General features: G+C 42.6%; 20 protein-coding genes. 12 read left to right on the top strand and 8 right to left on the bottom strand.

What is annotated here, in order from left to right; all coding sequences use genetic code 11:
• Positions 1–5: 5 nt before the first annotated feature.
• The 4 genes from NO992_RS18135 to NO992_RS18120 all read left to right on the top strand — a co-directional run bounded on the left by NO992_RS18135 (position 6) and on the right by NO992_RS18120 (position 5,109).
• A complete protein-coding gene (locus tag NO992_RS18135) occupies positions 6–467 on the top strand; it encodes an HPP family protein (RefSeq protein WP_010375489.1) in 462 nt (153 codons plus the stop codon).
• 151 nt (positions 468–618) lie between these two features.
• Positions 619–2,592, top strand: coding sequence for a UvrD-helicase domain-containing protein (locus tag NO992_RS18130; protein WP_371379623.1), 1,974 nt, complete (start codon positions 619–621; stop codon positions 2,590–2,592).
• A gap of 86 nt (positions 2,593–2,678) precedes the next feature.
• Positions 2,679–3,968: a Glu/Leu/Phe/Val dehydrogenase gene (locus tag NO992_RS18125; protein ID WP_371379620.1), complete on the top strand. Its 1,290-nt coding sequence runs from the start codon at positions 2,679–2,681 to the stop codon at positions 3,966–3,968.
• Positions 3,969–4,137: 169 nt separating this feature from the next.
• A complete protein-coding gene (locus tag NO992_RS18120; protein ID WP_010375495.1) occupies positions 4,138–5,109 on the top strand; it encodes a RimK family alpha-L-glutamate ligase in 972 nt (323 codons plus the stop codon).
• 45 nt (positions 5,110–5,154) lie between these two features.
• On the opposite strand, the gene NO992_RS18115 is transcribed toward NO992_RS18120, so the two are convergent.
• Entirely contained in the window at positions 5,155–7,173 is a 2,019-nt protein-coding gene (locus tag NO992_RS18115) for an ATP-binding protein (RefSeq protein WP_371379617.1), read from the bottom strand.
• A 167-nt stretch (positions 7,174–7,340) separates the two neighbouring features.
• On the opposite strand from NO992_RS18115, the gene NO992_RS18110 reads away from it, so the two are divergent.
• Together NO992_RS18110 and NO992_RS18105 are read left to right on the top strand one after the other, a co-directional pair.
• On the top strand, positions 7,341–8,498 hold the full coding sequence (locus NO992_RS18110) for an endonuclease/exonuclease/phosphatase family protein (RefSeq protein WP_371379614.1): 1,158 nt from the start codon (positions 7,341–7,343) through the stop codon (positions 8,496–8,498).
• Positions 8,499–8,604: 106 nt separating this feature from the next.
• Positions 8,605–9,015, top strand: coding sequence for a hypothetical protein (locus NO992_RS18105; protein WP_017218873.1), 411 nt, complete (start codon positions 8,605–8,607; stop codon positions 9,013–9,015).
• A 35-nt stretch (positions 9,016–9,050) separates the two neighbouring features.
• Here NO992_RS18105 and NO992_RS18100 read toward each other — a convergent pair whose 3' ends face one another.
• On the bottom strand, positions 9,051–9,257 hold the full coding sequence (locus NO992_RS18100) for a DUF2897 family protein (protein ID WP_017218874.1): 207 nt from the start codon (positions 9,255–9,257) through the stop codon (positions 9,051–9,053).
• A gap of 145 nt (positions 9,258–9,402) precedes the next feature.
• Between NO992_RS18100 and NO992_RS18095 the strand changes: the two genes are divergently transcribed.
• Positions 9,403–10,737, top strand: coding sequence for an ankyrin repeat domain-containing protein (locus NO992_RS18095; RefSeq protein ID WP_371379610.1), 1,335 nt, complete (start codon positions 9,403–9,405; stop codon positions 10,735–10,737).
• 95 nt (positions 10,738–10,832) lie between these two features.
• Here the strand turns inward: NO992_RS18095 and NO992_RS18090 are convergent, their stop codons facing one another.
• The 5 genes from NO992_RS18090 to NO992_RS18070 form a co-directional block, all read right to left on the bottom strand.
• Positions 10,833–11,270 carry a DUF2069 domain-containing protein gene (locus NO992_RS18090; protein WP_010375505.1) on the bottom strand — a complete coding sequence of 146 codons (438 nt, stop codon included), beginning with the start codon at positions 11,268–11,270 and terminating at the stop codon, positions 10,833–10,835.
• On the bottom strand, positions 11,267–11,818 hold the full coding sequence (gene wrbA / locus NO992_RS18085; protein ID WP_253107021.1) for an NAD(P)H:quinone oxidoreductase: 552 nt from the start codon (positions 11,816–11,818) through the stop codon (positions 11,267–11,269). Before wrbA ends, NO992_RS18090 begins: the two co-directional genes overlap by 4 nt.
• A complete protein-coding gene (arsC, locus tag NO992_RS18080) occupies positions 11,818–12,165 on the bottom strand; it encodes an arsenate reductase (glutaredoxin) (protein ID WP_010375508.1) in 348 nt (115 codons plus the stop codon). The genes wrbA and arsC overlap by 1 nt, the downstream gene beginning before the upstream one ends.
• 130 nt (positions 12,166–12,295) lie before the next feature.
• On the bottom strand, positions 12,296–13,747 hold the full coding sequence (locus NO992_RS18075; RefSeq protein WP_371379606.1) for a M48 family metalloprotease: 1,452 nt from the start codon (positions 13,745–13,747) through the stop codon (positions 12,296–12,298).
• 1 nt (position 13,748) lies between these two features.
• Positions 13,749–14,414 carry a hypothetical protein gene (locus NO992_RS18070; RefSeq protein ID WP_010375513.1) on the bottom strand — a complete coding sequence of 222 codons (666 nt, stop codon included), beginning with the start codon at positions 14,412–14,414 and terminating at the stop codon, positions 13,749–13,751.
• Between the two features lie 309 nt (positions 14,415–14,723).
• Here NO992_RS18070 and NO992_RS18065 point away from each other — a divergent pair, with 309 nt between their 5' ends.
• A complete protein-coding gene (locus tag NO992_RS18065) occupies positions 14,724–15,791 on the top strand; it encodes an AI-2E family transporter (protein ID WP_253107024.1) in 1,068 nt (355 codons plus the stop codon).
• Between the two features lie 247 nt (positions 15,792–16,038).
• Here the strand turns inward: NO992_RS18065 and NO992_RS18060 are convergent, their stop codons facing one another.
• On the bottom strand, positions 16,039–17,076 hold the full coding sequence (locus NO992_RS18060) for a LacI family DNA-binding transcriptional regulator (RefSeq protein WP_371379601.1): 1,038 nt from the start codon (positions 17,074–17,076) through the stop codon (positions 16,039–16,041).
• Between the two features lie 382 nt (positions 17,077–17,458).
• On the opposite strand from NO992_RS18060, the gene pgi reads away from it, so the two are divergent.
• The 4 genes from pgi (at position 17,459) to NO992_RS18040 (ending at position 25,166) form a co-directional block, all read left to right on the top strand.
• Positions 17,459–19,105 carry a glucose-6-phosphate isomerase gene (gene pgi / locus NO992_RS18055; protein WP_371379598.1) on the top strand — a complete coding sequence of 549 codons (1,647 nt, stop codon included), beginning with the start codon at positions 17,459–17,461 and terminating at the stop codon, positions 19,103–19,105.
• Between the two features lie 285 nt (positions 19,106–19,390).
• The gene (gene zwf, locus NO992_RS18050) at positions 19,391–20,860 is read left to right on the top strand and encodes a glucose-6-phosphate dehydrogenase (RefSeq protein WP_253107026.1); all 1,470 of its coding nucleotides are present in this window, start codon (positions 19,391–19,393) and stop codon (positions 20,858–20,860) included.
• On the top strand, positions 20,860–21,570 hold the full coding sequence (pgl, locus tag NO992_RS18045) for a 6-phosphogluconolactonase (protein WP_010375525.1): 711 nt from the start codon (positions 20,860–20,862) through the stop codon (positions 21,568–21,570). Before zwf ends, pgl begins: the two co-directional genes overlap by 1 nt.
• An 848-nt stretch (positions 21,571–22,418) precedes the next feature.
• Complete coding sequence (locus tag NO992_RS18040) at positions 22,419–25,166, top strand: TonB-dependent receptor (protein WP_045989073.1); 2,748 nt, start codon at positions 22,419–22,421, stop codon at positions 25,164–25,166.
• Positions 25,167–25,198: the final 32 nt, after the last annotated feature.

The raw sequence follows: 25,198 nt of genomic DNA, 5'->3' as shown, positions 1-25,198 counted from the left end.
ATACAATGAGAGAAATACAACTTGCTTTAATTGCTGGAGCGGGGGCGTTTATCGCAATTGCAATATTGGCGTTTAGTCAAACGATAAGTGCTGAGCATATTTTTTTAATGGCACCTTTGGGCGCAACGGCGGTGCTGGTATTTGGTGTGCCTGAAAGTCCACTTGCGCAGCCTAAAAATGTCATCTTTGGACATATCATTACCGCTACAATCGGGATTATTTTTGCGCAGTATATCGGTGTTAACGAATTCACTTTGGCATTAGCAACGGGGCTTGGCGTATTCAGTATGTTAGTAACAAAAACCACCCACCCACCGGCTGGCGCGAATCCAATACTGATCATGTTGGCACTAGAGGGCTGGAGCTTTTTATTTACGCCTGTGATTATTGGTGCAGTGGTGCTCGTGCTGGTTGGTAAAGCAACGTTAGCGGCTAAGACAAAGCTAACTACAATAACAGCTGCGTGATATGTTAATGTGCAGGCTTCATTCGCCTGCCTTCTCAAATATTGAGTCGCACAATCTGTTAGCTAGGTATTAGATTAGTTCATTGAAATTAATAAAAAATAAATAGCGATGACAAAATTTCATTAAGCGCGTTTTTGGGTTTCGTGCTAGCATGGTCGCAACGGAATTACTTTGTCTGATTTACCAATTGATAGCATTACATCTCTTTAGTCGGCTGTTTTATGGGGTACGTGGTGCCAAGTGTACGAAAGAAGGCCTTCACCTTAAGTCGAAAACAGCTGACAGTTTCATTCCCTTTAGCGCTATGACAGTCCCGCCAGCACCTCTGCGTGGTTGGCTTGCTCAAAAAGTCCTGTTTAAACAGGGTCACGAGACCTATGTGTTAAGTGTTAAAAATCAAGGTGCAGATGAGTTAGTGCAACAATTGCAACGACTGTGGATTTTACACCATGGCAAGCACTTGCAAGTCAAAGCTCGTAAAATTGAGCAGTTATTAACGCGTCGATATCTTAGTCATCATAATCAAAGTCTAGTGTGTCATGTTTGCAGTGCCTTATGGTCCAGCTGGCAGCACCTAGATGACAATATCGTGCCAAGTTCGTTAAAGCCTCAATTAGCAACAGTGCGAGAAATTGCACTTTGGAATGAGCGTGAGGTTTCGGAGTTTCAGTCTGCTTTTGTCGAATACTACTTGGCAAAAGACGCTAACTATTTTGACAGCATTGAATCAAATCCCCTTACAATAGCTCAGCGTAAGGCTTGTGTGATCCAGGATGACAGGCAATTACTGCTTGCTGGCGCAGGTACGGGTAAGACAAGCGTTATCAAGGCCAAAGTTGGGTATCTCTTGCATCGCAAATTAGCTCAGGCGAATGAGCTGTTATTGCTTGCGTATGGTAATGATGCTGCGACGGAGATGCGTCAGCGCTGTCAGCCTCTCTGTAATACTTTAAATTGCTCTACCTTTCATTCGCTTGGCATGCAGATCATCGAAGCGGTTACCGGGGCAAAGCCGACAATTTCAAATCTAGCAACGGATAAAAAACTATTTAAACAATTTATTGCAGACACAGTGCTGTCGTTGCGACAAGAAAGCCACTTTGAGCGAGACTTTGCGCTATTTCTGAAAAGTTCGAGTACACAGCAAGCGTCACAGGCGATAGACCTGATAAGTCAGGTATTACCATTGATGAAGCATGCTCAAATCATGGGGGAGGTTGAGCAACTGCTGACGCAATTTAGCAATCAAATGAGTGTGGTCATGCCTGTTCTTGCGGAATATCAGTTGTATTTAAGCAATGAATCTAGCATCGATTTCGATGACATGCTGGAGCGGGCTATTTATTACGTCGAGTCTGGTCAGTTTATTCCACCATGGAAATTCATCTTGGTCGACGAATTTCAAGACATCTCCCGTGTGCGGGCAAAGCTCATTCAGGTGCTGCTGGATAAAAAAGCCGGATCGCAATTGTTCGCCGTTGGTGATGATTGGCAAGCTATTTATCGCTTTAGTGGTGGAGATATGCGCCTAACTACCGAATTTACTCGGTATTTTGGTAAGTCGACGACCACATACTTGGATAAAACATTCCGTTATCCTCAAACCATTTTAGACACGGCGAGTGAGTTTATTTGCCGCAATCCAGAACAAATAACCAAGCATATCACTTCTCACACCACCGGCGTGGCAGGGCAGGGTGTGGTAAAAGTTATGGTGGATGACGAATTGTCACAGGCGCAACAACTGCTCAATCTTATCGAGCAGCGCAACGAAGGAAAAGCTTCCGTTGCCCTACTGGCGAGAAATCACAGAGCATTACCTGATAAATCAAAGATTGCGCAGTGGCAGCAGCTCTATCCCGAGCTTATTATTTCACATAACACCTTTCACGGTGCTAAAGGGACTGAAGCAGACTTTACGATAGTATTTGGTCTCAAGCATAGAAACTTTCCGTCACAGGTAAAAACGCCAGCATTTGTCGATGCGCTTTTACCAGCACAAGGGGCATTTCCTGACGCAGAAGAGCGGCGCTTATTCTATGTGGCATTAACCAGAGCGAAGAAACAATGCTTTTTATTAGCGCCAAACGATGCACCTTCCTACTTTTTAGAGGAAATTGCATAATCATTAATCCCGATAGGCTGACTTGATCTTTTTGCGCTGTGCACTCATACAATTACTTGTTGAATTAAAAAATAAGCGAGGAAAGGATGAGTACGGATCTACTAAAAGACGCGTTGAAAAGATTAAATCATATAGTCGAAAAAACAGGAATTAACGAGTCTACCTATCAAGCGTTAGCCCAGCCGCAAAGAACGCTGTCGAGCAATATCTCAATTCGTCGTGATGACGGTAAGCTTGACTATTTTAAGGCATATCGTTGTCAATACAATGATTTGCTAGGTCCAACAAAAGGCGGAATACGCTTTCACCAAGAATCTGATATGAGTGAGGTGCAAGCTTTAGCCCTTTGGATGACGCTAAAGTGTGCCGCGGTTGGCGTACCATTTGGTGGTGGCAAAGGTGCCGTAACCGTTGACCCTAAATCACTGAGTCCCATGGAGCTTGAGCGCCTTGCTCGAGCATATATTAGAGCTAATGCTGATTTTATTGGACCCGATCAAGATATTCCCGCACCGGATGTGTACACCAATGCCAGGATCATGGGTTGGATGATGGATGAATACGAGAAAATCGTCCGTAAAAAAAGTCCTGCAGTGATCACTGGTAAACCGCTTATTTTTGGAGGGAGTGAAGGGCGAGAGTCCGCCACGGGTCGTGGTGCATTTTTAATGATAGAGCGGCTTAGTGAAAAAAATAATTGGAATAAAGTCGAACAAACGGTAGCTATTCAAGGCTTTGGTAATGGTGGCTATCACTGTGCAAGGCTGTTGCAGCAAGCGGGCTATAAAGTTGTTGCAGTAAGCGATTCAAAAGGCGGGATTTACTGTAAAGATGGCTTAGATATAGAAAGCATTTATCAAGAAAAGCAACGCAACAAGGCGCTTAAAGCCGTGTACTGTAATGATTCAGTATGTGAAAGCGTTGAACACAAAGTGCTGAGTAATGAAGAGCTGCTTGCGCTGGATGTGGACATTTTGGTGCCCGCAGCGCTATCCGGCGCAATCACTCGAGATAACGCCAAAGCAGTATCGGCAAAGTATATTGTCGAAATTGCCAATGGACCCATTGAGGCGGACGCCGACGAAATCTTGCATCAGCAGGGCGTGATAGTGATCCCTGATATTTTAGCTAATGCTGGCGGTGTCATCGTAAGCTATTTTGAGTGGTGTCAGAATCGCCAAGGAGAGGCTTGGGACGAGCAAACTGTGCAAGATAAATTGGCGCAATATTTATCGAGTGCGTTCGAAGCGGCGTGGCAGCTGCGAAGTGATGAAGGGCTTGAGATGCGAGATGCTGTATACAAACTGGCGTTAAAACGTATTGAGAGCGCCTTGGAAGCTCACGGGACACAATCTTACTTTGAAAATCGTGAGTAGTTTTTTAGATTGTGTCGATAAATTTTTTTTGCTGTACTGTTTTCGGGTGAGTCCACATAATCGCGCTTTTGTTTGGGGGGCGGTGATACACGAGCCTACTTAGGTGTTTTCACTTAACGATTCGTGTCGACAGCGTTCCTCTTATTCCGCTACTCAAGGGGCAATTCGTATGCGCGGTTGGATCATTTACAAAGACTCTGCCAGTTTGTTAAAACCTGAAATTTATGAAATAGATAGATTGATGGCGGTGGCAAAGGAAGAAGGTATTGATCTTCAAGTTTACTCACCTGATCAATTCGATCTATTGGTAACCAGAGAAGATGAAGAAAGTATTCTGATTGATGGTCAGCCGGTTGCGTTACCTGACTTTGTACTGCCGCGTATGGGTGCAGGCACGACTTACTTTACGCTTGCGATTATCCGTCACCTTGAACGTTTAGGCGTACATTGTTTTAACTCTTCACAGTCTATCGAAACCGTAAAAGATAAGCTGTATGCTCAGCAGATCCTTGCAGAGCAAAATTTACCAACACCAAAAACTATGTTGGTTAAGTTCCCTGTAAATATTGAACTGGTAGAGAAGCAAATAGGCTTCCCGGTCGTGATTAAAACGCTATCAGGCTCGCAGGGCAGCGGCGTATTTTTGTCTAAATCACGCGGTGAATTTGATGATTTGATGCAACTCATTGAAGCGACAAATCCAAAAGCGAATATCATTTTGCAGCGTTTTGTGAAGTCGAGTCATGGTCGAGACTTACGTGTATTGACCATCGGTGGCCGTGCTGTCGCTTGTATGGAGCGCAATTCTGGCGGTAAGAACTTTAAGGCCAACGTCAGTTTAGGTGCAAAAGGTAGCCCACACCCGATCACCCCTGAAATCGAATGGCTAGCAACACAAACCGCTAATATCCTGAATCTAGATGTTGCTGGCATCGACTTATTATTCGATGAAGAGCATTTTAAAATTTGTGAAGCAAACTCAAGTCCAGGTTTTGAAGGGCTTGAACAGGCTGTAGACATTGATGTGGCGAGAGAGATTTTACACTTTATTCGAATTCGCTTAGGGATCTTTAACCGCACTGGTCAATCGAAGAAGAGCAGTAACGGCACTAAAGCGAGCAAAGAAAAAGCAGCGGAATAATACCGCTACGTCACAACACGAAAGGAGCGAGGTCAAGCTCCTTTTTTATTGCGTGAAGGGCTCAAGCGCGCCTCTTAGTGCGTCAAGCTGAATTGGCTTAGACAGAAAGTTATTCATGCCGGCTTCATAACAGGCTGCCTTATCGGACTCAGAAGTATTGGCAGTCAACGCAATAATATGCGGCCCTTGGCGTTTATCTTTTGCAAGCCTACGAATACTGCGAGTGGCTTCAAAGCCATCCATAATCGGCATGACGCAATCCATAAACACAATATCAAAGGTTTTGTCTTGGCATGATTTTACGGCTTGCTCACCGTTATAAACTTTGTCAATGTGCGTTGCACCAAACTGATTTAGTAACTTTTCCATCACCAGTACGTTGATTTGATTATCATCTACAAGCAGGATTTTACATTCTGATAAGGAAATATGCTGCTCTTCAGTCTTTTGCTCTTGTACGTCGTCGGCTTCGTCTGCAAACTCTATAGGGAAGGTAACGATAAAGGAACTTCCTTTACCCAACTCACTTTCTACCTGTACTTCGCCTTGCAACAAATTACAAAGCTCAAATACGATTGAAAGGCCAAGACCAGTACCACCAAAATGCCGACTTACACTGGCATCGCCTTGGCTAAATGGCTGAAAAAGATGTACTTGATTGGTCTTGGCAATCCCAATGCCTGTGTCTGAGACGCTTAATTGTAGAACTGGTGAAGTTTCACTACCCAGTACGTCGGCATAAATATCGATACTACCCGTTGGTGTAAATTTGATGGCGTTACTCACGAGGTTTGCAATAATTTGTTTAACTCGAGTCGGATCTGAATAGAGCCAATTTGTGCCTTGGTTATGAATATGGAAATTGATTGAAAGCCCTTTTTCGCGACAGGCTGGGCTATACAGGCCTACAACTTGTTCGATTAGTTGATGAAGATCAAACGCGGTATTGTCTAGCTTCAGGTTGTTACTATTTAACTTACTGAAGTCTAATACGTCGTTTATCAATGTGATCAACATATCTGCACTGTTGACTGCGACGCTCAGGTTACTCTTGATTTCTTTTATGTCGGTTTCTTTTCGGCACGCTTGCAGCATGCCGACTAAGCCATTCAGCGGGGTTCTTAATTCATGGCTGATTTTGGCGATAAATTCACTTCGGGTCTTAAGAAGTTGCTCCGCTTCTTCGCGCTTTTGCTCTAATGCAATACGCATTTTGACTTGTTCATCAATATCTTGAATTGCTCCAAAAACCCGAACGCATTCGCCATTTTCATATTCACCTTGACCGTGAGAGGCGACCCACTTTTCGTTGCCGTTGGCATCAATAATAATGGATTCTATGTCCCATTTGGTTTTGGAGGTGATGGCGTCGTCTATTGCTTGTTTAATGTTTCCTTGGTGAACGCCGGGTTTATAGAAGCTGATGGCATTGTCGAGTGTTGGTGTAAAGTTATCATCAACGCCATGAATGAGTCGCGTTTGTTGGCTCCAATACACTTTGTTCTTTCTAAAATCGACTTCCCATGAGCCAATATCAGCAAGGCGGCTCATCGCTGCTAATGCTTGTGAGCGGTGTTGTATTTTTTTTAACGCCTTTTGCCGAGAAATTTCAACACCAATCCATTGACCTAATAAACTCACATAATCTAAGTGTTCTTGACTGAATGCCTGAGCTTTGGCACTGGATGCGGAAAAGTTGACGGTCCCATAGCGTTTACCATCAACAATGATCGGCGCACCAATGTAGCTCTCTAGGCCAAAGTTTGCGTAGCAAGGGTGAGTGGCAATTTCACTGGTACCAGCGTGATGAAAAGACAGTGCGCTGTCAGCTTGTAAAGTGTGCCAGCAATAGGTGTTTGCCAGTTCAAAATCCGTACCTGCTAACAAAGAATTATCTGGAGTGATCACATGCCTTACTGTGTATACATCAGCTTGGATTTCACTGACGATTGCAATATCAAGCTCAAATACATCAAGGCCAAGTGTAAGCAGCGCCGTCACTTTTTCTTCAAATGTGGTGTCTTGGTTTGTGGTGATGAGGTGTAATCGTTTTAAAATACTCACAAATTTCACATTGGCAGTACAAGGCAGTTAATCACTTAACTTTAACTGCTCTTTGCTAACTTGCCAACATTAAATCGTTTGAATCTGTCGAGATAATTTCCGTTTTTCAAAGGATTATGAATAAAATAGTCGACGCGGGATTTATCACAATTTTTTAAGGCAAGTCTATGAAATACCTAGGTCTACTTTTTTTATTAATGACAACGGTCGTAAGTGCACAAACACTTCGTGTTGCTACCTTTAATGTCAGTATGGAAGCAACGAACTATCAACAAAAAGGGCAAGCGCTGGACTCTCAAAAGCTCAGTAAATTACTACAGAATGGTCAACATCAACAAATCAAAAATATTGCAGAAATCATTCAGCGTGTTCGTCCAGATGTGATTCTACTCAATGAATTTGATTACATCGCTGAACCAAATAAAGGTGTACTGGCATTCGTAAATAACTATCTAGCGCAACCTCAAGCGGATCAGCAGCCTATATCGTACCCTTATTTCTACATCGCGCCAGTCAATACTGGATTACCAACACCGTATGATTTAGATAATGACGGTAAGCAATCTAGCTATGGCGGTGATGCCCAAGGGTTTGGTTTATATGAGGGGCAATATGGGATGGTTATACTGTCAAAGTACCCGATTAAAAAAGAACAGGCCCGAACTATGCAGACATTTCTTTGGAAAGATATGCCAAACCATATGGTGACAATAGATCCGACGACGAGGCAGCCTTGGTATAGTGAGCAAGAGTGGCAAAGCTTGAGACTAAGCTCAAAATCTCACTGGGATCTGCCAATTGAAGTGAATGGTAAATTGTTTCACCTGTTGGCGATGCACCCAACGCCCCCTGTCTTTGATGGTGAAGAGGATAGGAATGGTAACAGAAATCACGATGAGATCCGCTTAATGGCCGATTATATTGACCCTAAACGTAGCCAGTACATTTATGATGATAATGGCGTTAAAGGTGGCCTTAAAAATGATACACGATTTGTCATTGTCGGTGATTTAAATGCTGCCGATACAGGGGATAAACATAGACCCGGTGTGATAGAAGAATTATTAGATAACCCTAAAGTATTCTCGAACTTTACGCCAAAAAGCAAAGGGGGAAGTGAACATAGCAAGGAAAGTGAGAGTCGTAGTTATACCGCCCATTGGGGAGCGCGTGTAGATTACGTATTGCCATCCAAGTTCGGCTTTCAAGTACTTAGCAGCGGGGTTTTCTGGCCAAGCAAAGAAGACGAATTATTCCGTTTAGTGGAAAGTCGTCATGCCAGCTCCGATCACCGTTTAGTTTGGGTAGACGTGGAAGTTAAGTGACCTCAACGATTGATCAATTGTGTCGCTTATTACAAATTTAAACAATGACTAACGGAACTAAACCGAAATAACCCTTAAGCTTGCGCTTAATGAATAGGAGAGTGTGATGAAAAGAATTCTATTAAGTGTTGGTTTAGCGGTTTGGTTATCCGGGTGTGCTCATCATGATGATGTGCGTCCATCGTCTGATGGTGTGCATAATATTATGTTATTTTCCGACAGTCGTGATGCGGGGAGTAAAGAGGCATTAAAGCAGGCCAGACACTATTGCAAACAAGCCGATATGGTCGCGTATGTTGTGAATCTAGATATCATTTATAACAGTGATACGCCTGAGAGTACTTATATCACGCAAAAAGGCGTAGCTAACGCCGTTGAGGCTGCCGGTATGGCGATGTGGATTTTTGGTCGAAATAGTGTCGATGATGCAGGGGCTGCAATGACCATAGGTGGAGGAATAGCCGATGGTGCGCTCGGTAAGCCTTATGATGTGCGATTAAACTTCAAATGTGGATGAATGATTAGTCAGCACGTCTAACGTCGCAACATGCTTCAATCTTCATCCTTTTTTGGATTGTTTTGAGGCGTGTTGTTTTTGGGCGTTGCCTTATCTTTGTCAAAAGGCGCCGTCTGCTCGTCGATTTTCTTTTTCATTTCAAATTTGGCGGAATACTTTAACAACGCAATATTGCTCCAAATCACCCCTAACACGCCAACAATGATCAAGATCACTTGCCATGTCTCTAATTGATTGCCCATTCTAGCTCCTTAAAAAAGCCCTATTTTTTAAATTTGTCCTGAAATAGGTGAGCATTTTAGCGCGACTGTTGATATTATTCACCACCTAGTCATTTCGCGATAATTATGCTGCATATATTTACATTCTGAGGATAATAGCGCATTCATGGAACAAGTGTTAATTTGGCCTGCCCAGTATCCCATGCTGTTAAAGGGGTTAATCGAACAAAACGGTGCTTACATTCTAGATGCCATAGAGGCATGGCCGAATTGCCAACAAATGAAAGATGAGCAGGGCGTAACGACCACTGTTCTACCTCCTTTATTTTATCTCGCTTGGTTACGACCGCTAGAGCCGTTCGAAGCCTGTTATTTTCAGCATATTGATGACTATGACGATAAACAGCGTCAATACGTTAATAGCGTAATTCAACACATTGAGGAAAATGATACTGATCAGGATGAGCTAATAAAAACACTTATTCAGCGTCTTGGTCAGTACTCTAACATTCAAGCTCAGGCACAAGAGCAAAGTTTATCGTTTGTAGAGCTGCTCTATGACAAACATTATGAAAAAACGCTGATATGGCTATTGGAGAAAGGGCTTAAATTTAGCGCGAAAGAAATTGTTGCTCTGTGGTGCAACAGCTCGGAGGCAACACATACGGCACTATTGACGCATATTGATACTTGTCTGCTTGACCGAGCAGCTACTGCTAAACTAGCAACGGATAGTTTGCTGGATGGACAGCAGACTTTTGAGCTCCTTTGCGCTATGTGTGACAAAGATGAAGTGACGGGTCTTTTGGAACAAGCGCTATTGTTCCAGCTAACCCAGCAACAGGTGAAGCAATCAGCGATTATTACGCTAGTAACGCAGGGCGCGAAAGGAACGGCAAGAGATAGCAGCGGGCGCTCTGCCATTATGTTGGCGGTTGAAAATGGTTTTGTGAGTGCGGTTGAAACTATGTTGCCGCACCATAAAGTAAATGAATTGGACGAGTCGGGCAGGAACTTAATGCACTATGCGGCGGCATCGAACTCTGCTGCTATGATCGAAATGATTTTTGAACATGGTGATGACCCGACGCTTGCGGATATTCATGGCGACACTCCTTACCGTGTAGCTATGAAAAATCAGGGGCTTACTTCTAAGCAAACATTTGAACAGCACGGTATTATCGAGCTTTCTAACGAGGCAAAGTATCAAAAAATTAAAACCGTCCATATTCTTTATGCCTTTGCTGCTATTTTGCTACCACTTCAGTTATTTTTATTTTTTACTGATGAGGTTGATGAAAAAACCATTGCAACACTTGTCACTACGGCTGCTTCTATCGCAATTTTTGTTTTTGCGAGACGAAAACGCAGTAACCCTCTATACCCGAATAGCTCAACACCTTGGTCACTCATCGGGGTAAATGCGTTAGCTTGGCTTAGTATTGGTGTGCAGGTATTGTTTTCAGTATTGGTGTTGATAGCCGTACTCTCGTTGCAGTAGCTTACCATATCAAATAATACCAAGGCATGAATACGAAAAAAGCGCAGTTACTTCATTGAAGACTGCGCTTTTTTAATGGAGTTACGCAAGCGAGATTATGACTCTTTATGTTCGTGAGCAGCTTTTTCGTCAGCAAGGTCTTCTTTTAACTTGCGGATCTTCAATCCTAACTCTTGGCCTCTGTGTCTTGCGTAGTAAGTGCAACCAATAAACATGGAGGTTGCAAAGCCAATCTCAAGCAGGACTAACACTAGCTCGTCAGGAGATGTCCACAACAGGGTAAAGCCGTGGATAAAATAAAACATCACGACAAAGTTTGCCCACGCATAAGTGTATGGCTTATCCTGTAAAATACCTTTAAGCGGGAGTAATAAAGGTAAAACGTACACCACAAAGACAAAGCCCAAGCTGTAACCTTCTCTTGGTGCAAGCACAAAGAGCCACAGTGGCATCAGGATCAACAGACCAAAATACCCGACTAGCGCACAGAGTTGAAAGCGTCTAGTGATGGGCTTTTTTGCAATTTCATTCATGTTAACTTTTCCGCGACGCGTAGCAGTCGACTCGCTGCTGCACGACAAATTTTGATTTCTGTTTGAGTGAGAGAGGTATTGTTTTGGCTGCCTGCAACATGTGTTGCACCGTAAGGCGTCCCACCCATTTCGGTCGCCAAAAGCTCTGGAACATCATAGGGGATACCTAACAACATCATGCCGTGGTGTAATAACGGTAAAGAGAGGTTGAGTAGAGTAGCCTCATTGCCACCGTGCATACTGCTTGAAGAAGAAAATACGCAGGCTGGTTTATCGATGAGCGCGCCTTTAAGCCACAAATCGCTGGTGGTTTCCCAAAACGCTTTCGCTTGAGCTGCCATCATACCAAAGCGTGTAGGAGTGCCAAACGCCAAACCGTCGCACGCTACTAAATCTTGCTTTGTTACGACCACATCATGGTCTTGACGTTTCTCAAAAACGCGTACTATGGATTCACCGCCTTGTGACACTATGGTGTCTGCAAATTCGTGCGCCATATTCGCCACAGAGCCATGACTGGAGTGGTATAAAATAAGAATTTTACTCATTACAGGATATCAAGCACTGACTCTGGGGGTCTACCAATCGCTGCCTTGTCACCTTTGACAACGATAGGACGTTCAATCAGTTTAGGGTTTTCAAGCATGGCTGTGCGCAGTGTCGCTTCGTCCGAGTCTTTCGATAGTCCAAGCTCTTTGTAGAGCGTCTCTTTGCTGCGGACGAGCTGGTGAGCAGAACTAAATCCAAGTTTAGAAAGTAAATTAGCCAAAGTGTCACTATCAATTGGCGTCTTTAGGTATTCAATAACGGTAGGATTAACGCCATTGGACTCTAGTAAAGCTAGGGTTTCACGTGATTTTGAACAACGCGGGTTGTGATAGATTTCTACTGACATGATTTCGCTCTATTTTGCTCTAAGTCGTAATGTAAACGGATCATAGCTTAATGTAGAGATGACGAAAAGCGATGTGCAAGAAAATTGGCTTAAATAGGTTTCTACTATCGCTGTAAGCAATCGCTAAGCATTACAGCTTAGCGATTTCTTTTTGCATATTACGATATTGGCTAAGTAGTGCCTTTAACCTTGTACGCTTGATATCTTCTTTGTCTTCAACATGATTGAGTGCACGTTGTACTTCGTCTGCTGCCTTATTAAATGCACCGTACTGGGCATAGACACTCGCTTTTGACTCATGGTAAGCCGCCTTGTTTTCTTGGGCTTCGTAGGCTTGTGTGAGTAAATCACGAGCGAGGATATGATCTGGTTTCTCAAGCAAAAAGATCTTAAGCAATTGCTCTGCAACTTCATACTGTTTTGCTTTTATGGCGGCATTAGCATAATTCAGTGTGATAACTTGGTTATTGGGCCTAAGTTGATGTTGAGCTTGAAGCATCTCAACGGCTTTGTCTGAGTGCTCTGTCGCAATTAAATAATCGGTATACACATCAAGATAAAACAGGTTATTTGGATCTTTTTCTAACAACTCATCCAATAATTTGCCAGCTTCCTCGTATTTTTTTTGATCGAGTAACGTAATTGCTAATCCGTATTGTAGGGCGCGTTTGTCGAGCTCTGCTGAGCGCTTTAAAGAGTTTCTAAAAAAGGCTTCCCCAGCATCTTCGGAATAATAGTATCGAGCAAGCACACGGCTTTTAGCCAACGCGTAGGAAAGGCTTGAGGGGTAATGCTTTTTCTCGAATTGTTGTGCTCTAAGTCTAACGTCCGATACTCGACTGTCGGGTAACGGGTGCGTAAGCAAAAATGCGGGTGGCTTATTTTTAAAGCGAATTTGATCCGAGAGCTTAGTTAAAAATTCACTGGCCGCATAGGGGTCAAAGCCTGCTTTATGTAGTGTATTCATACCAAATCGGTCGGCTTCTTGCTCCGCTTTTCGGCTATGCGTTAGTTGGTTCAACGATGATTGCGTTTGGCTTGCGGATAAAATGGCGATACCCGCATCTGGGGCAACAACGGTTGCCAAAATACCAGTAATAAGCCCCGCTATGGTCAAGGCGCTGTTGTCTTTTGCGTTTTGTACGCGGCGTGCTAAATGACGTTGGGTAACGTGCGCAATTTCGTGGCCAATAACGGATGCTAATTGACTCTCGTTATCGGATTGCGCAATGAGTCCCGTATGTACACCAACGTGGCCCCCGTAAAAAGCGAAGGCATTAATATCTTTGTTATTTATCCAAAAAAAAGTAAATGGAAAGCGTACGTCATTAGCATTGGCGACGAGGCGATTGCCCAGGCTAGTTAAGTACTCTTCAAGTACCGGATCGCCAACCACAGGGGAGCGCGAGCGTAGCTGCATCATCATGACTTCGCCGATCGCTTGCTCTTTTTCAATAGGTAGTACTTGGAGAGCTGAAGTGCCTAAATCTGGTAATTTCAGCTCTGTTTGTGCAATAGCGCTGCTTGATGCAGCGAGCGCAAATGTTAAAACGATTGAATTTAATAGGGGCTTTAACCGCATTTTAATCCCTTTTAAGGTCTTCTCCGAGCATGATCCTAGCTAAGTCGACTTCATCATTGCATGCTCGAGCATCTTTTTCGCAAAGTTGGTAAAAATCTTTTATTGAGACCCCGCCAACGCTGGTGATGTTCAATTCTTTTTGCAAAAACGTCACTGTCATATGTAGCACTTTGTGCGCATGAAGTATTAAAGCTTTGTCGGCTATATCACCACGTTCAAAGTAAAACGCAATGAATTTATGGAGCTGGTTGATGCGCAGTAAGTTTTTCATCGTGTGCGGATCCCACACTCGGAATTCTAAAAAACGATTATCTTTAACATAGGCATCAATCTTGGTGCCTTTGGCTATTGGGTAAGCCCAAAGCTCAAAGCCTCTATCAGTAAATGCTTGATGTAATGCTATTTGAGGTTTATTGTCACAGTGGATTATGCCACTGTCGTCTTCATAACCACCTAACAGTTCTATATTCCAGTTTCGCTTATCTAGCAAACGTTTTACTGCATTATCAAAGCCGTGATGGAGCAGACCTTCGCATTCGCTTACCGCAGAAGCGACAAGGTGATAAAAAGGCGGAAGTTCACCCCAATTAATTTGCTTTTTGTACCAATTTATTTCTTTTAGTGTTGGATTGGCTGGCAATCGGGCCTTATTATTAACGCCTGGCATTAAGATTCCCAAGAAGTAGAGTATGCTATTAAGAATAAACCATCAACGCCTTGAGGGCTACCGCATTGAGTGATTTGTGTGGAGACAAGACAACAAAATTTGTACATGATTTGCGAGAATTTACCTGTCCCGCATTATTTGTTCAGTTTAAGTGGCGGTTAAAGCGTCATGACTATACTCTAGGCAAACTAAAGTTGCTGATGAGTCAGGATCAAAGCTTGTTAGACATAAAAAAATATTTGGATGGTAACTCAGTGAGTTACCAAATTATTGAAATTGAAAGTGGTGAAGTGTGTTTGGAGATCATGGATGTTTGAGTTAGTAAAAGCGTGGTATATCAAAAAGTTTTCAGATCCACATTCCGTTACTCTATTGCTGATGCTAGTTGCTACGGTTGCTTTGCTGTACTTTTTTGGCAGTTATGTCATGCCGGTACTGGTCGCAATTGTCATTGCTTATTTACTAGAATGGCCAGTGAACAAGCTTACCCGAGTGACTGGCAGTAGGATGTTATCAGCAGTAGTGGTAATGGCGGTATTTGTGGGGGTCGCTTTGGGGCTGGTATTTGGTATCGTTCCCGTTCTGTGGCAACAGTTAAGTAACCTGCTCCAAGAAAGTCCAACTATGGTAGAAGAGGGTAAGGACTTCCTGTTACATTTACCTGAATACTATCCGACGCTGATCTCTACAACTCAGGTACAGGCAATTGTGAGCTCTGTGGAAAGCAAACTGCTAGAGCTTGGCGAAGTTATTGTCTCAGCCTCATTAACTTCATTAAAAGACGTTGTCGCTTGGATGATTTATTTAGTCTTAGTGCCGCTGCTTGCTTTTTTCATGTTGAAAGACAAATCAGAGCTTACATCTGGAATTTCAAAAATTATACCCAAGGACAGAAAGCTCATTTCACAAGTGTGGCACGAGATGGACCAACAAATCATGAATTATATTCGTGGTAAAGTTTTTGAGATTGTCATCGTTGGTGTAGTGAGCTTTGTGACCTTTTCTATTTTGGATTTACGTTATGCTGCACTACTGGGGACGTTGGTTGGGCTCTCTGTACTTATCCCATTTATTGGTGCTGCACTCGTTACCTTACCCGTTGCCGCAGTTGCTTTGTTTCAATTTGGGCTAGCGCCAGAATTTTGGACTATTCTCATCGCGTACGGCATTATTCAAGCATTAGATGGTAATGTTTTAGTGCCGTTATTGTTTTCAGAAGCTGTGGATCTCAACCCTGTTTATATCATTGTTGCAGTGTTATTTTTTGGTGGTTTATGGGGATTTTGGGGGGTATTCTTTGCGATTCCACTTGCATCTCTGGTCAAGGCGCTGATCAATGCATGGTCGAGTAAGAGTGAAGAACTGTTGGCGAAATAGTGAGAGTTTTTGATGTTAGTCGGCTCAAGAGCCGACTAAATAAATAACCTGAGCTTCAGATAATTAATGCCTTTCTAGCAGCCAATTTTAGCGCTAACTGCGTTGAATTCACTTCCAATAGCCAGCTATTGGTGTGTAAATTCGCCTTGTTATCCCCAAAACTGTCTGGCTAGATAAGGGTATAATTTAATGTGGGCTTAAAAACAATGAGTTAGCTCATTCCTTATCCAAACCTCAGGTTAAATAGCTATTGTGTGATCCTACCCGTGCTTTCACGAACCACCATACTCGGTGTGAAAACATGTGAGACTTCTTTATCATTTTTTCGATGTCCCCGTGTTTTAGAAAACAATAAACGCGCAGCATGTTCAGAAATAATGTTGTTAGCCTGATGTGCAGTCGTAAGCTTTGGCCAAGTTTGGCGGGAGAATGGAGAGTCTTCGAAGCCACTGATAGACAATTGACCCGGGATCTCTATATTCATCAGCCGCGCAGCAAATAAAGCTCCAGCGGCTACCTCATCGTTACCACCTAAAATTGCAGAGATTTGGTTTGGATTGCCATCGGCCAGCAGCGCTTTAGCGCCTTTTACCCCTGATTCAAATGAGTAAGTACCGTGATAGAGCAGTGTATCGTCTTGTTTTATATCGTGTGCTTTCAGGGCATCGCGATATCCGGCTAACCGTTCCGTCGTTGATTTGTGCTCTTCATCGCCAAGTACAAACGCAATTTTTTTATGTCCAAGTTGGATCAAATGCTCAGTAATTTCATAGGCTGCAGCGTAGTCGTCAACAAAGATACAGTTATTTGCGCTATTTTCCGCTTCTTGCGCTCGACCTGAAAGTAGACGAACGTAATGAATGCCCAGCTCATCTAGCATATCAATAATGGTTTGTTGCTCGGATAGAGGAGGAGTCAAGACCAAACCTGCAAGACGTGAGCGTTTGATCATAGTGACGAATTCTTCGGCCATATTTTCCGAATTGGATTCACAGGGGTGGATGACGAGCTCATATCCTTCATCTCTACAGCGAGATAACACCCCGTTTTGCATATCAATTACATAATACGCATTGGGATTGTCGTAGACCAAGCCAATTGCAAATGAAGAAGTACCAGCTAAGTTTCTCGCAGCGATATTAGGCTGATAATTAAGCTCTTTTACAGCCTGCATTACTTGATCGTAGGTTTTTTTTCTAACCGAAGGTTCTTTATTGATTACCCGCGATACGGTTTTCATAGATACGCCAGCTAGCTTGGCAACATCATTAATAGTGACTTTCATGTAGTTGTTCTTCTATTTACAGGTCTGTATCGATCATTATTAAGCACAGAGGAATAGTAGCGCTTTATGTATGCAGAAGCTAGCGCCCAATTTCTGTGATATTAAGCCGTTAAGACGAGCATCGGCTTAATAAAAGGATCATCTGTTTTTCTTAGTCTATCTAATAAGTACAGAATTTAGCACTACAATTCGCAGAAATAAATGAATGATACCGGTGTCAAAAATTTTATTTTAGGTTATTATTCGCAATGTAAAATTGAAAAGAAGCAATTTGACAGCGTTGTCATTTTGGCATAATGTGCTTGTTTAATAATGTTTCTTTGTTGTTACTACCTGAAAAGTAAGGTAACTAACAATCACTTACGTCTTAGGGGAATGTGTAATGGGTGGTCGTGTAGATTTGGATAGTTGGCAAAAGCTCAGTAGTTCTGCGCAGCGAGTAGAGCAACAGCATTTAAAAACGATGTTTGAAAACGATGCACATAGGTTTGAAAAGTTCTCTCGTCAAATCTCAGGTGTATTGTTCGACTTTTCCAAGCAACGCATTGATGACCAAACATTCTCTGAGATGATGCAGCTCGCAAAAGAGAGCGATATCGCGCTTTGGCGAGAAAAGATGTTTTCTGGTGAAAAAATAAATATCACCGAAGACCGAGCGGTTTTACATACAGCACTGCGTAACCGAGCTAATACACCTATTTATGTGGATGGTGTGAACGTTACTGAACAAGTCAATGCAGAATTAGAAAAACTACAAGCATTTAGTAACCGAGTTCGTTCAGGTGAGTGGCAAGGGTATACAGGCAAAGCTGTAAAAGATGTGGTTGCGATTGGCGTTGGCGGATCTAACTTAGGCCCGCAAATGGTAACTGATGCGCTTGCTGCGTATGCAGATGACAAGCTAAACGTGCATTATGTTTCGAATGTTGACGGTGTACAGATTGCTTCAGTACTAAAAGGTTTGGACGCAGAAACAACCCTGTTTGTTGTGTCATCAAAAACCTTCACAACCTCTGAAACTATGACCAATGCAAAGACTGCCGTTGAGTGGTTTTTGAATGCTGCAAATGATAGAGCGGCAATCGCCAAGCATTTTGTTGCGGTGAGCACCAACCTTGAGAAGACCAGAGCGTTTGGTATTAGCGATGACAACGTGTTTACGATGTGGGACTGGGTTGGCGGTCGTTTCTCGCTTTGGAGCGCGATAGGATTACCAATCGCACTTTATTTAGGCTTCGATAAGTTTATCGAAGTGCTGGAAGGTGCGTTTGAAATTGATGAGCACTTTAAAACGGCAAACAACGAAGACAATATTCCACTGTTGATGGCGTTACTCAGCGTTTGGAATACCAGCTTCTTAGGGTATCAAGCACAAGCGATTTTGCCTTATGATCAGGCGCTTCATATGCTGCCTGCGTATTTACAACAAGGTGAAATGGAAAGTAATGGTAAGCATGTTACTTTTGCAGGAGAGCAGGTAAACTATACGACTGTGCCAATTATTTGGGGCATGACAGGGATAAATGGCCAGCACGCTTTTTATCAGTGTTTACACCAAGGTAATGTGATTGTACCGGCCGATTTCATCGCTTCGATTGAACCGCAAAACAAAGTAGGCCAGCATCACGATATTTTACTGTCTAACTTCTTCGCGCAAACGGAAGCAATGATGACGGGTGTAGATGCACAGCAGGTACGTGAAGATTTAACGGCTAAAGGTAAGTCGGATGCGGAAATTGATAAGTTGATCCCGCATAAAATACACCAAGGTAACCGTCCAACCTCTTCATTTATCTTAGATAAGGTAGATGCAAAAGCTGTGGGCCGACTAATTGCCTTGTATGAACACAAAATTTTCTGCCAAGGCATCATTTTGGATGTGTGTTCATTTGACCAGTGGGGTGTTGAGCTTGGTAAAGGACTGGCATCAAATATTGAAGCCGAGTTAACACAAGAAGGCGTTTCTAACCCTCATGATAGCTCAACGGCGGGTCTAATCGCTTATTACAAGCAAAAGAGAACAAATTAGTACTTCGAGTGGAACTTGAAGTAAACAGAATACCTTTGAACGGGTAGCGCTGGAGTACTTAGAACCTGTATTTTTGTGAGAGGAAATACAGGTTTCTAAGACTCATTTATACCAACTTACTTAATCCCTCAAATTGAGCAGGTCTTAAGTCAAATTGATATTACTAGCGCATTGCAATCGAAATCATCACCCGTTACACAATGAGTTTGGTAGGCTTTGGAGTGGCTCCAAATCGAATAAACACTGCGTGCTTGTAGTGCACGCCTAACCTAATGAGAGTGAATTATGCTTAATCCTTTTGACATCGTAATTTTTGGTGGGGGAGGCGATTTAGCACTTCGCAAACTCCTACCTGCCTTGTATCGTGCATATCAAGAAGGTAACTTACCTGAAGGCACTCGCATCTTACCGACCGTTCGTGAACAAAACAAACAACAAGAATTTATCGAAACGGCACATATCGCATTACAAACTCACCTTGGCAAAGGCGAATACAACAAGAAAGATTGGTCCGCATTTGAACAGTTTTTAGTGCCTGTGGTAGTCAACGTTACTGAAGAAGATGAACACTGGGATACGCTAAAGAATATGTTGGCTGATGGGGAAGATAAGTCTCGTGTATTCTACTTGTCACTTCCTCCAGCGGTTTATGGCCGTTGTTGTGAGCTATTGTCAATCAAAGGGCTAATCACTGAGCAATCACGTGTAGTTGTTGAAAAGCCTATTGGTTATTGCGGCAAATCTGCAGAAGAAATCAATGCCAAAATCGGTGAGTTCTTCTCGGAAGAGCAAGTATTCCGTATCGATCATTATCTAGGTAAAGAAACGGTTCAAAACCTGATGGCGCTTAGATTCTCAAACGCACTTTTCGAGAATCTATGGGATGCTAAAGCCATAGATAATATTCAGATCAGTATCTCTGAAACAGTCGGTCTTGAAAGCCGTGCAGGCTTTTACGACAAAGCAGGTGCGCTTCGTGATATGGTGCAAAATCACTTATTGCAACTACTTTGCTTGGTTGCGATGGAGTCACCACATAAACTTAATGCCAACAGCATTCGCACTGAAAAGCTTAAAGTATTAGAAGCGCTTAGGCCGCTAATTGACACAGATGTAGATAATAATGTTGTGCGTGGCCAATATGTGCCAGGCGACCTTGAAGGTAAGCTGGTACCCGGCTACCTAGAAGAGTTGGGTGAAGGGTCGAGTAAAACAGAAACATTTGTTGCTATTCGTGCTCACATTGATAACTGGCGTTGGTCTGGCGTGCCTTTCTATTTAAGAACAGGGAAGCGTATGAAAAAGCGTTGTGCTGAAATTGTGGTTGAGTACAAGCCTGTTTCTCACAATGTTTATGGTGATGCGGCGGGTCCAATTCAGCCAAACCGTTTGGTGATAAGATTACAGCCTGAAGAAAGTATTCAGTTAACGCTAATGTCTAAGCGTCTAGATAACCTTGAAATGCAACTAGAGCCAGTGACGCTAAATATCTCATTGAGTGAAAAGTATAACAATGGCTATCATTCAGACGCATATAAGCGCTTAATGCTAGACGCCGCTGCAAATAACCCTGCTTTATTTATTCACCGTGACGAAGTGCGCCAAGCGTGGCAGTGGGTTGATCCAATCATTGAGCGTTGGCAGAGTAAAGGGGCTCCGTCACTTTATCGTGCTGGCTCTTGGGGTCCTGAAGACGCCGATGAACTGCTAGAAGAAAACAAACATGTTTGGTTCAACGCGGGAGAGCAAGCGTAATGGCACAGTTAACAGAAAGAAATTTCAGCTCCAAAGACGAGATGACAGCAGCGCTTGCAGAGCTACTCCAATCAGGGCTTAGCCAAGGGATTGCACAAGATGGTGAAGCTGTGCTGTTAGTATCTGGTGGTTCATCACCGGCTCCAGCGTATCGTTACCTTTCTGGTGTTGAACTAGGCTGGGACAAAATTACGGTTGCTATGGTTGATGAACGTTGGGTCGAACCGGAACACGAAAAGTCTAACGAAGCATTTATCAAGTCGACATTACTGCAAGACAAAGCGGCAAATGCTCGATTTGTAACAATGAAGAATGCGGCAGTGTCAGCAGAAGAGGGCGCTGCTCTATGTGAGTCTGCTTATGCAGCGTTGAAAAAACCGTTCGATGTTACTATTTTGGGAATGGGGCCGGATGGTCATACCGCCAGTTTATTTCCAAATGCAAAGGGCCTAGAGCACGCGTTAACGACCACAAACACCGTATGCGCAATTAATGCTCATCAAAGCGAAGTGACAGGTGAGATCACCGAGCGCATGAGTTTGTCTTTGGCGGGAATAGCTAACTCTAAGGCGGCTGTTTTATTGATCTCTGGTGATGAAAAAAAGGCGGTGTATGAAGCGGCAAAACAACCCGGCTCAGAGTATGAAGTACCACTGCGCGCTGTATTAAATCACCCTGATATTAATTTGACCGTATTTTGGTGCCCGTAACCCGAGTGCATGTACTAGAAACAGTAAAATGTAAGGCTGGCGTGATAGCTGGCCTTGTCTCGATTATTTGAGTCAACTGATTGAATATCTCTGGACATTAAGCTCGAAGCGACAACACTTCTTACTTCTTACTTCTTACTTCTTACTTCTTACTTCTTACTTCTTACTTCTTACTTCTTACTTCTTACTTCTTACTTCTTACTTCTTACTTCTTACTTCTTACTTCTTACTTCTTACTTCTTACTTCTTACTTCTTACTTCTTACTTCTTACTTCTTACGAATAAAAGCAATAAATTTTACTGATTCAAGATACGATCATTATAAAATCAACAAGTCCCGTAATGGGGTATTTAAATTTGTGCAAAAGATAGTGATAACTAACTCGCTGATCGTAGATTTTATAAGCCTTTGTCATAAAAAATTCTCTTAAAAGAACTAGACAGTACTTACAGATAAATCTATAATGACAGCGTTGTCATTGATATTGATTCTCATCTTTAGCTTCTGCCCAAGCTTGATGAGGGAATTGAATACACATCCCCTTGTGTGTATTCAGATAATTAAAATGTCCCTTTATTGAGACAATTCCATCTTAAAACCCTACAGCAGCAAAATTTTTTGTGCTATTCTCCAATCGTTTTTGTAACAAACCATATCTTGGCTATATTTAAGTTTATATTTATCAATAAGATATCTATCTATATGAATATTTTTTGAATAACAGGCCAAAAAAATTGTAGCGAATATGTAATTTAGGGTGTATGGTTTGTTATTAGATGACAGCGTTGTCATCATCACTGGGCAGAAGTGATTTAAAAAACCAACAAAATGATTCAAGGGGAATCCTGTGTTAGCTAATAATTTCAAAAAAAGCTTACTTGCAGTTAACGTCAGCATCGCACTAGGTGCGGGCTTTTCAGGCGTTGTAGTTGCAGAAGAAAGTCAAAGCCAAAATCAAGTACAAGAAAACGTAGAAGTCATTGAAGTTCGTGGCTTGCGAGCATCAAACAAAGAAAATATTAATACAAAAAGATTCGCGACTGCAGTTGTTGACGCAGTGAGCGCTGAAGATATCGGTAAGTTTCCTGACTCAGACGTAGGTCAAGCGTTAGGGCGTATTCCAGGTATTAGCGTTGGACGAGCTTTTGGTCAAGGTAGTTCTGTATCCATTAGGGGTACCGATCCTTCTATGACGTTGACTACGTTAAACGGCCAGAATGTGGCTTCAACCGGCTGGTATGATCAAATGAATTTAGACCGTTCATTTAATTATTCTATGTTACCGTCACAGCTGATTGGCGGAATTGAAGTTTATAAAGCGACACAGGCGAACCTGGTTGAAGGTGGTATCGGTGGTACAGTAATCGTAAAAACACGCAAGCCTCTTGACTTAGAATCTAATACATCGTTTCTTTCGCTAAAAGGCGAGTATGGTACCCTAAACGAGGAGATATCTCCTGAAGTTTCTGGGCTATACAGTTGGAAAAACAAAGATGAAACTTTTGGTGTACTTGTAGCCGCTGCATACATCGATCGTGAATATCTTCGTCAAGGCACCGAAGCCGATCTTGATTGGGGTGGAAACTCATCAGTACAACCTTCAAGTTTTTTACAAGATCAAGAGCGCACAGCTATAGATGTAACGCTTCAATATCGTCCAACAGAACAACTTGAATTGGGTATTCACGCACTTTCATTAGAGCTCGGCGCTGACAGCACTGGTGCTAATATGTACTTTGGTACTGATAATAACTGGGGCGCTTGGACACCGGAAGAATCAGTATGTAAAACGTACAATGCTGCTGGCGTCTGTACATATAGCGATACGCCAAAAGATAGAGGAAGCAACGTATTTTTCCAAAATTGGGCTCGCCAAGGAGAAATGACTTCAGACACTCTAGAATTTAACTGGAAGTACCAGTCTGATACTTATGAAATCTCAGGTGTTCTTGGTCACTCGAAAGCGGAAGGTGGTACAGACATGAGTGCTAACTTTGGTTTTGGTTGGTGGGGAAATGCTTATGTTGATGGAAATGGACTAAAGCAAACGTCCGATGCTAACTTCGACCAAGTAAACTGGTGGGGAGTCGTAGATGCAACTGGTAAACAAATAAAACTTGATGGTGCTGATCTTGGCTTTACCGTTGAACAGCTACCTGCATATGGTACAACGTCTACTTGGACAGGTATAAAGGGTCCAAATAAAGATGAGGAAGTGTATGGTCAAGTTGATTTTGATTACTACGTTGACTTTGGCGCGATCAACAAACTTGAGTTTGGGGTAAGATATACTGAACATGAATTTGAGAAAAAGCTATATACGGCTGTATACGACCAGTCAAAAATAACAGCCCCTGCAGATGGTGAAAATGCAGGAGGTTTTGCCAACTATTTTAGTGTTCAGGATTTATATAGCGGTACAATGCCAATTGGCTATGATGGTTGGACTATTCCTCGTGCAAACCGAGATGCAATGATTAATGCTACATTGTCTCTAATCGATCAGTTTGCTTATAACCGTTCGGGCTACGGAAAAATAGAAGAAGACAATCTGTCATTGTATGCTATGGCGTCTTTTGAAGGCGAAGGTTTCCGAGGTAACTTCGGGCTAAGATATGTCAGTACAGATGTGACTTCAAAAGGTCATATCATCGATAATAGCCCAGCTGATATTCTTGCAAATAACAATGGTTGGAGCGAAGCTCCAGTAGGTGTTGATGGTGATTACAATGATGTGTTGCCAAGTGCTAATATTACCTTTGACCTATCTGAAGACTTAATTCTTCGCGTTTCAGCTGGTCAAGCTATTACTCGTCCAAACTACGACAACTTACTACTTTCAAAAGTAACTGGTTATCCTGATGACCGTATTGGTAATGAGGAGATTACTTACGGTAATCCTGACCTGAAACCAATGAAATCATCTCAAGCCGATGTTAGTTTAGAGTATTATTATGGTGAAGATGGCCTATTTGCCGTAACTTACTTTATAAAGGATGTGAGTAATTTTATTGTTGCGACGACTGATTTTAATCAACAAATTGGTGTAATTAATAATGACCTTACTACACCAGCTGATGATTGGACCGTAAATCGCTATAAAAATGCAGGTGGCGGCGAGATTGATGGCGTTGAATTCCAGTGGAATCATGCTTGGGATAATGGGTTTGGTATAAACGCTAACTACACATACACAGATGCAGGTGCACCAGCAGAGGTTTATACTGATAATCTATCCCGTTTTACCGAGTCATCAGAGCATATGCTAAATCTAGTTGGCTATTGGGAAAATGATGAATTCTCGGCGAGAGCAGCGTATAACTGGAGATCTGAATACATGATTCGTGAATACGGTAACTATTACGGAAACCGTATGCACGATGACTTTGGTACACTTGATTTAACTTTCGGTTGGCAAGTTACAGACTACGCAGCGTTGACATTTGAAGTCGTAAATGTTACCGAGGAAGATGATGTTCAGTATGGTGCGGCAGAGGTTGGTGCTGATGTTAAGCCTGCGCTTCAGGATGGTTTCCCAACATGGTCTTTCCGTGGCGAAGCAACTTATAGATTAGGTGTTAATTTTAACTTCTAATTATAAATTGTGTAAGCTATAGCCCAGTTTTT

It is taken from the genome of Pseudoalteromonas sp. DY56-GL79 (genome assembly GCF_041414765.1).
Classification (GTDB): Bacteria; Pseudomonadota; Gammaproteobacteria; order Enterobacterales; family Alteromonadaceae; genus Pseudoalteromonas; species Pseudoalteromonas piscicida.
Note: the sequence above shows the minus strand (reverse complement) of the source record. Positions and strands in the feature narration are given on the sequence as shown.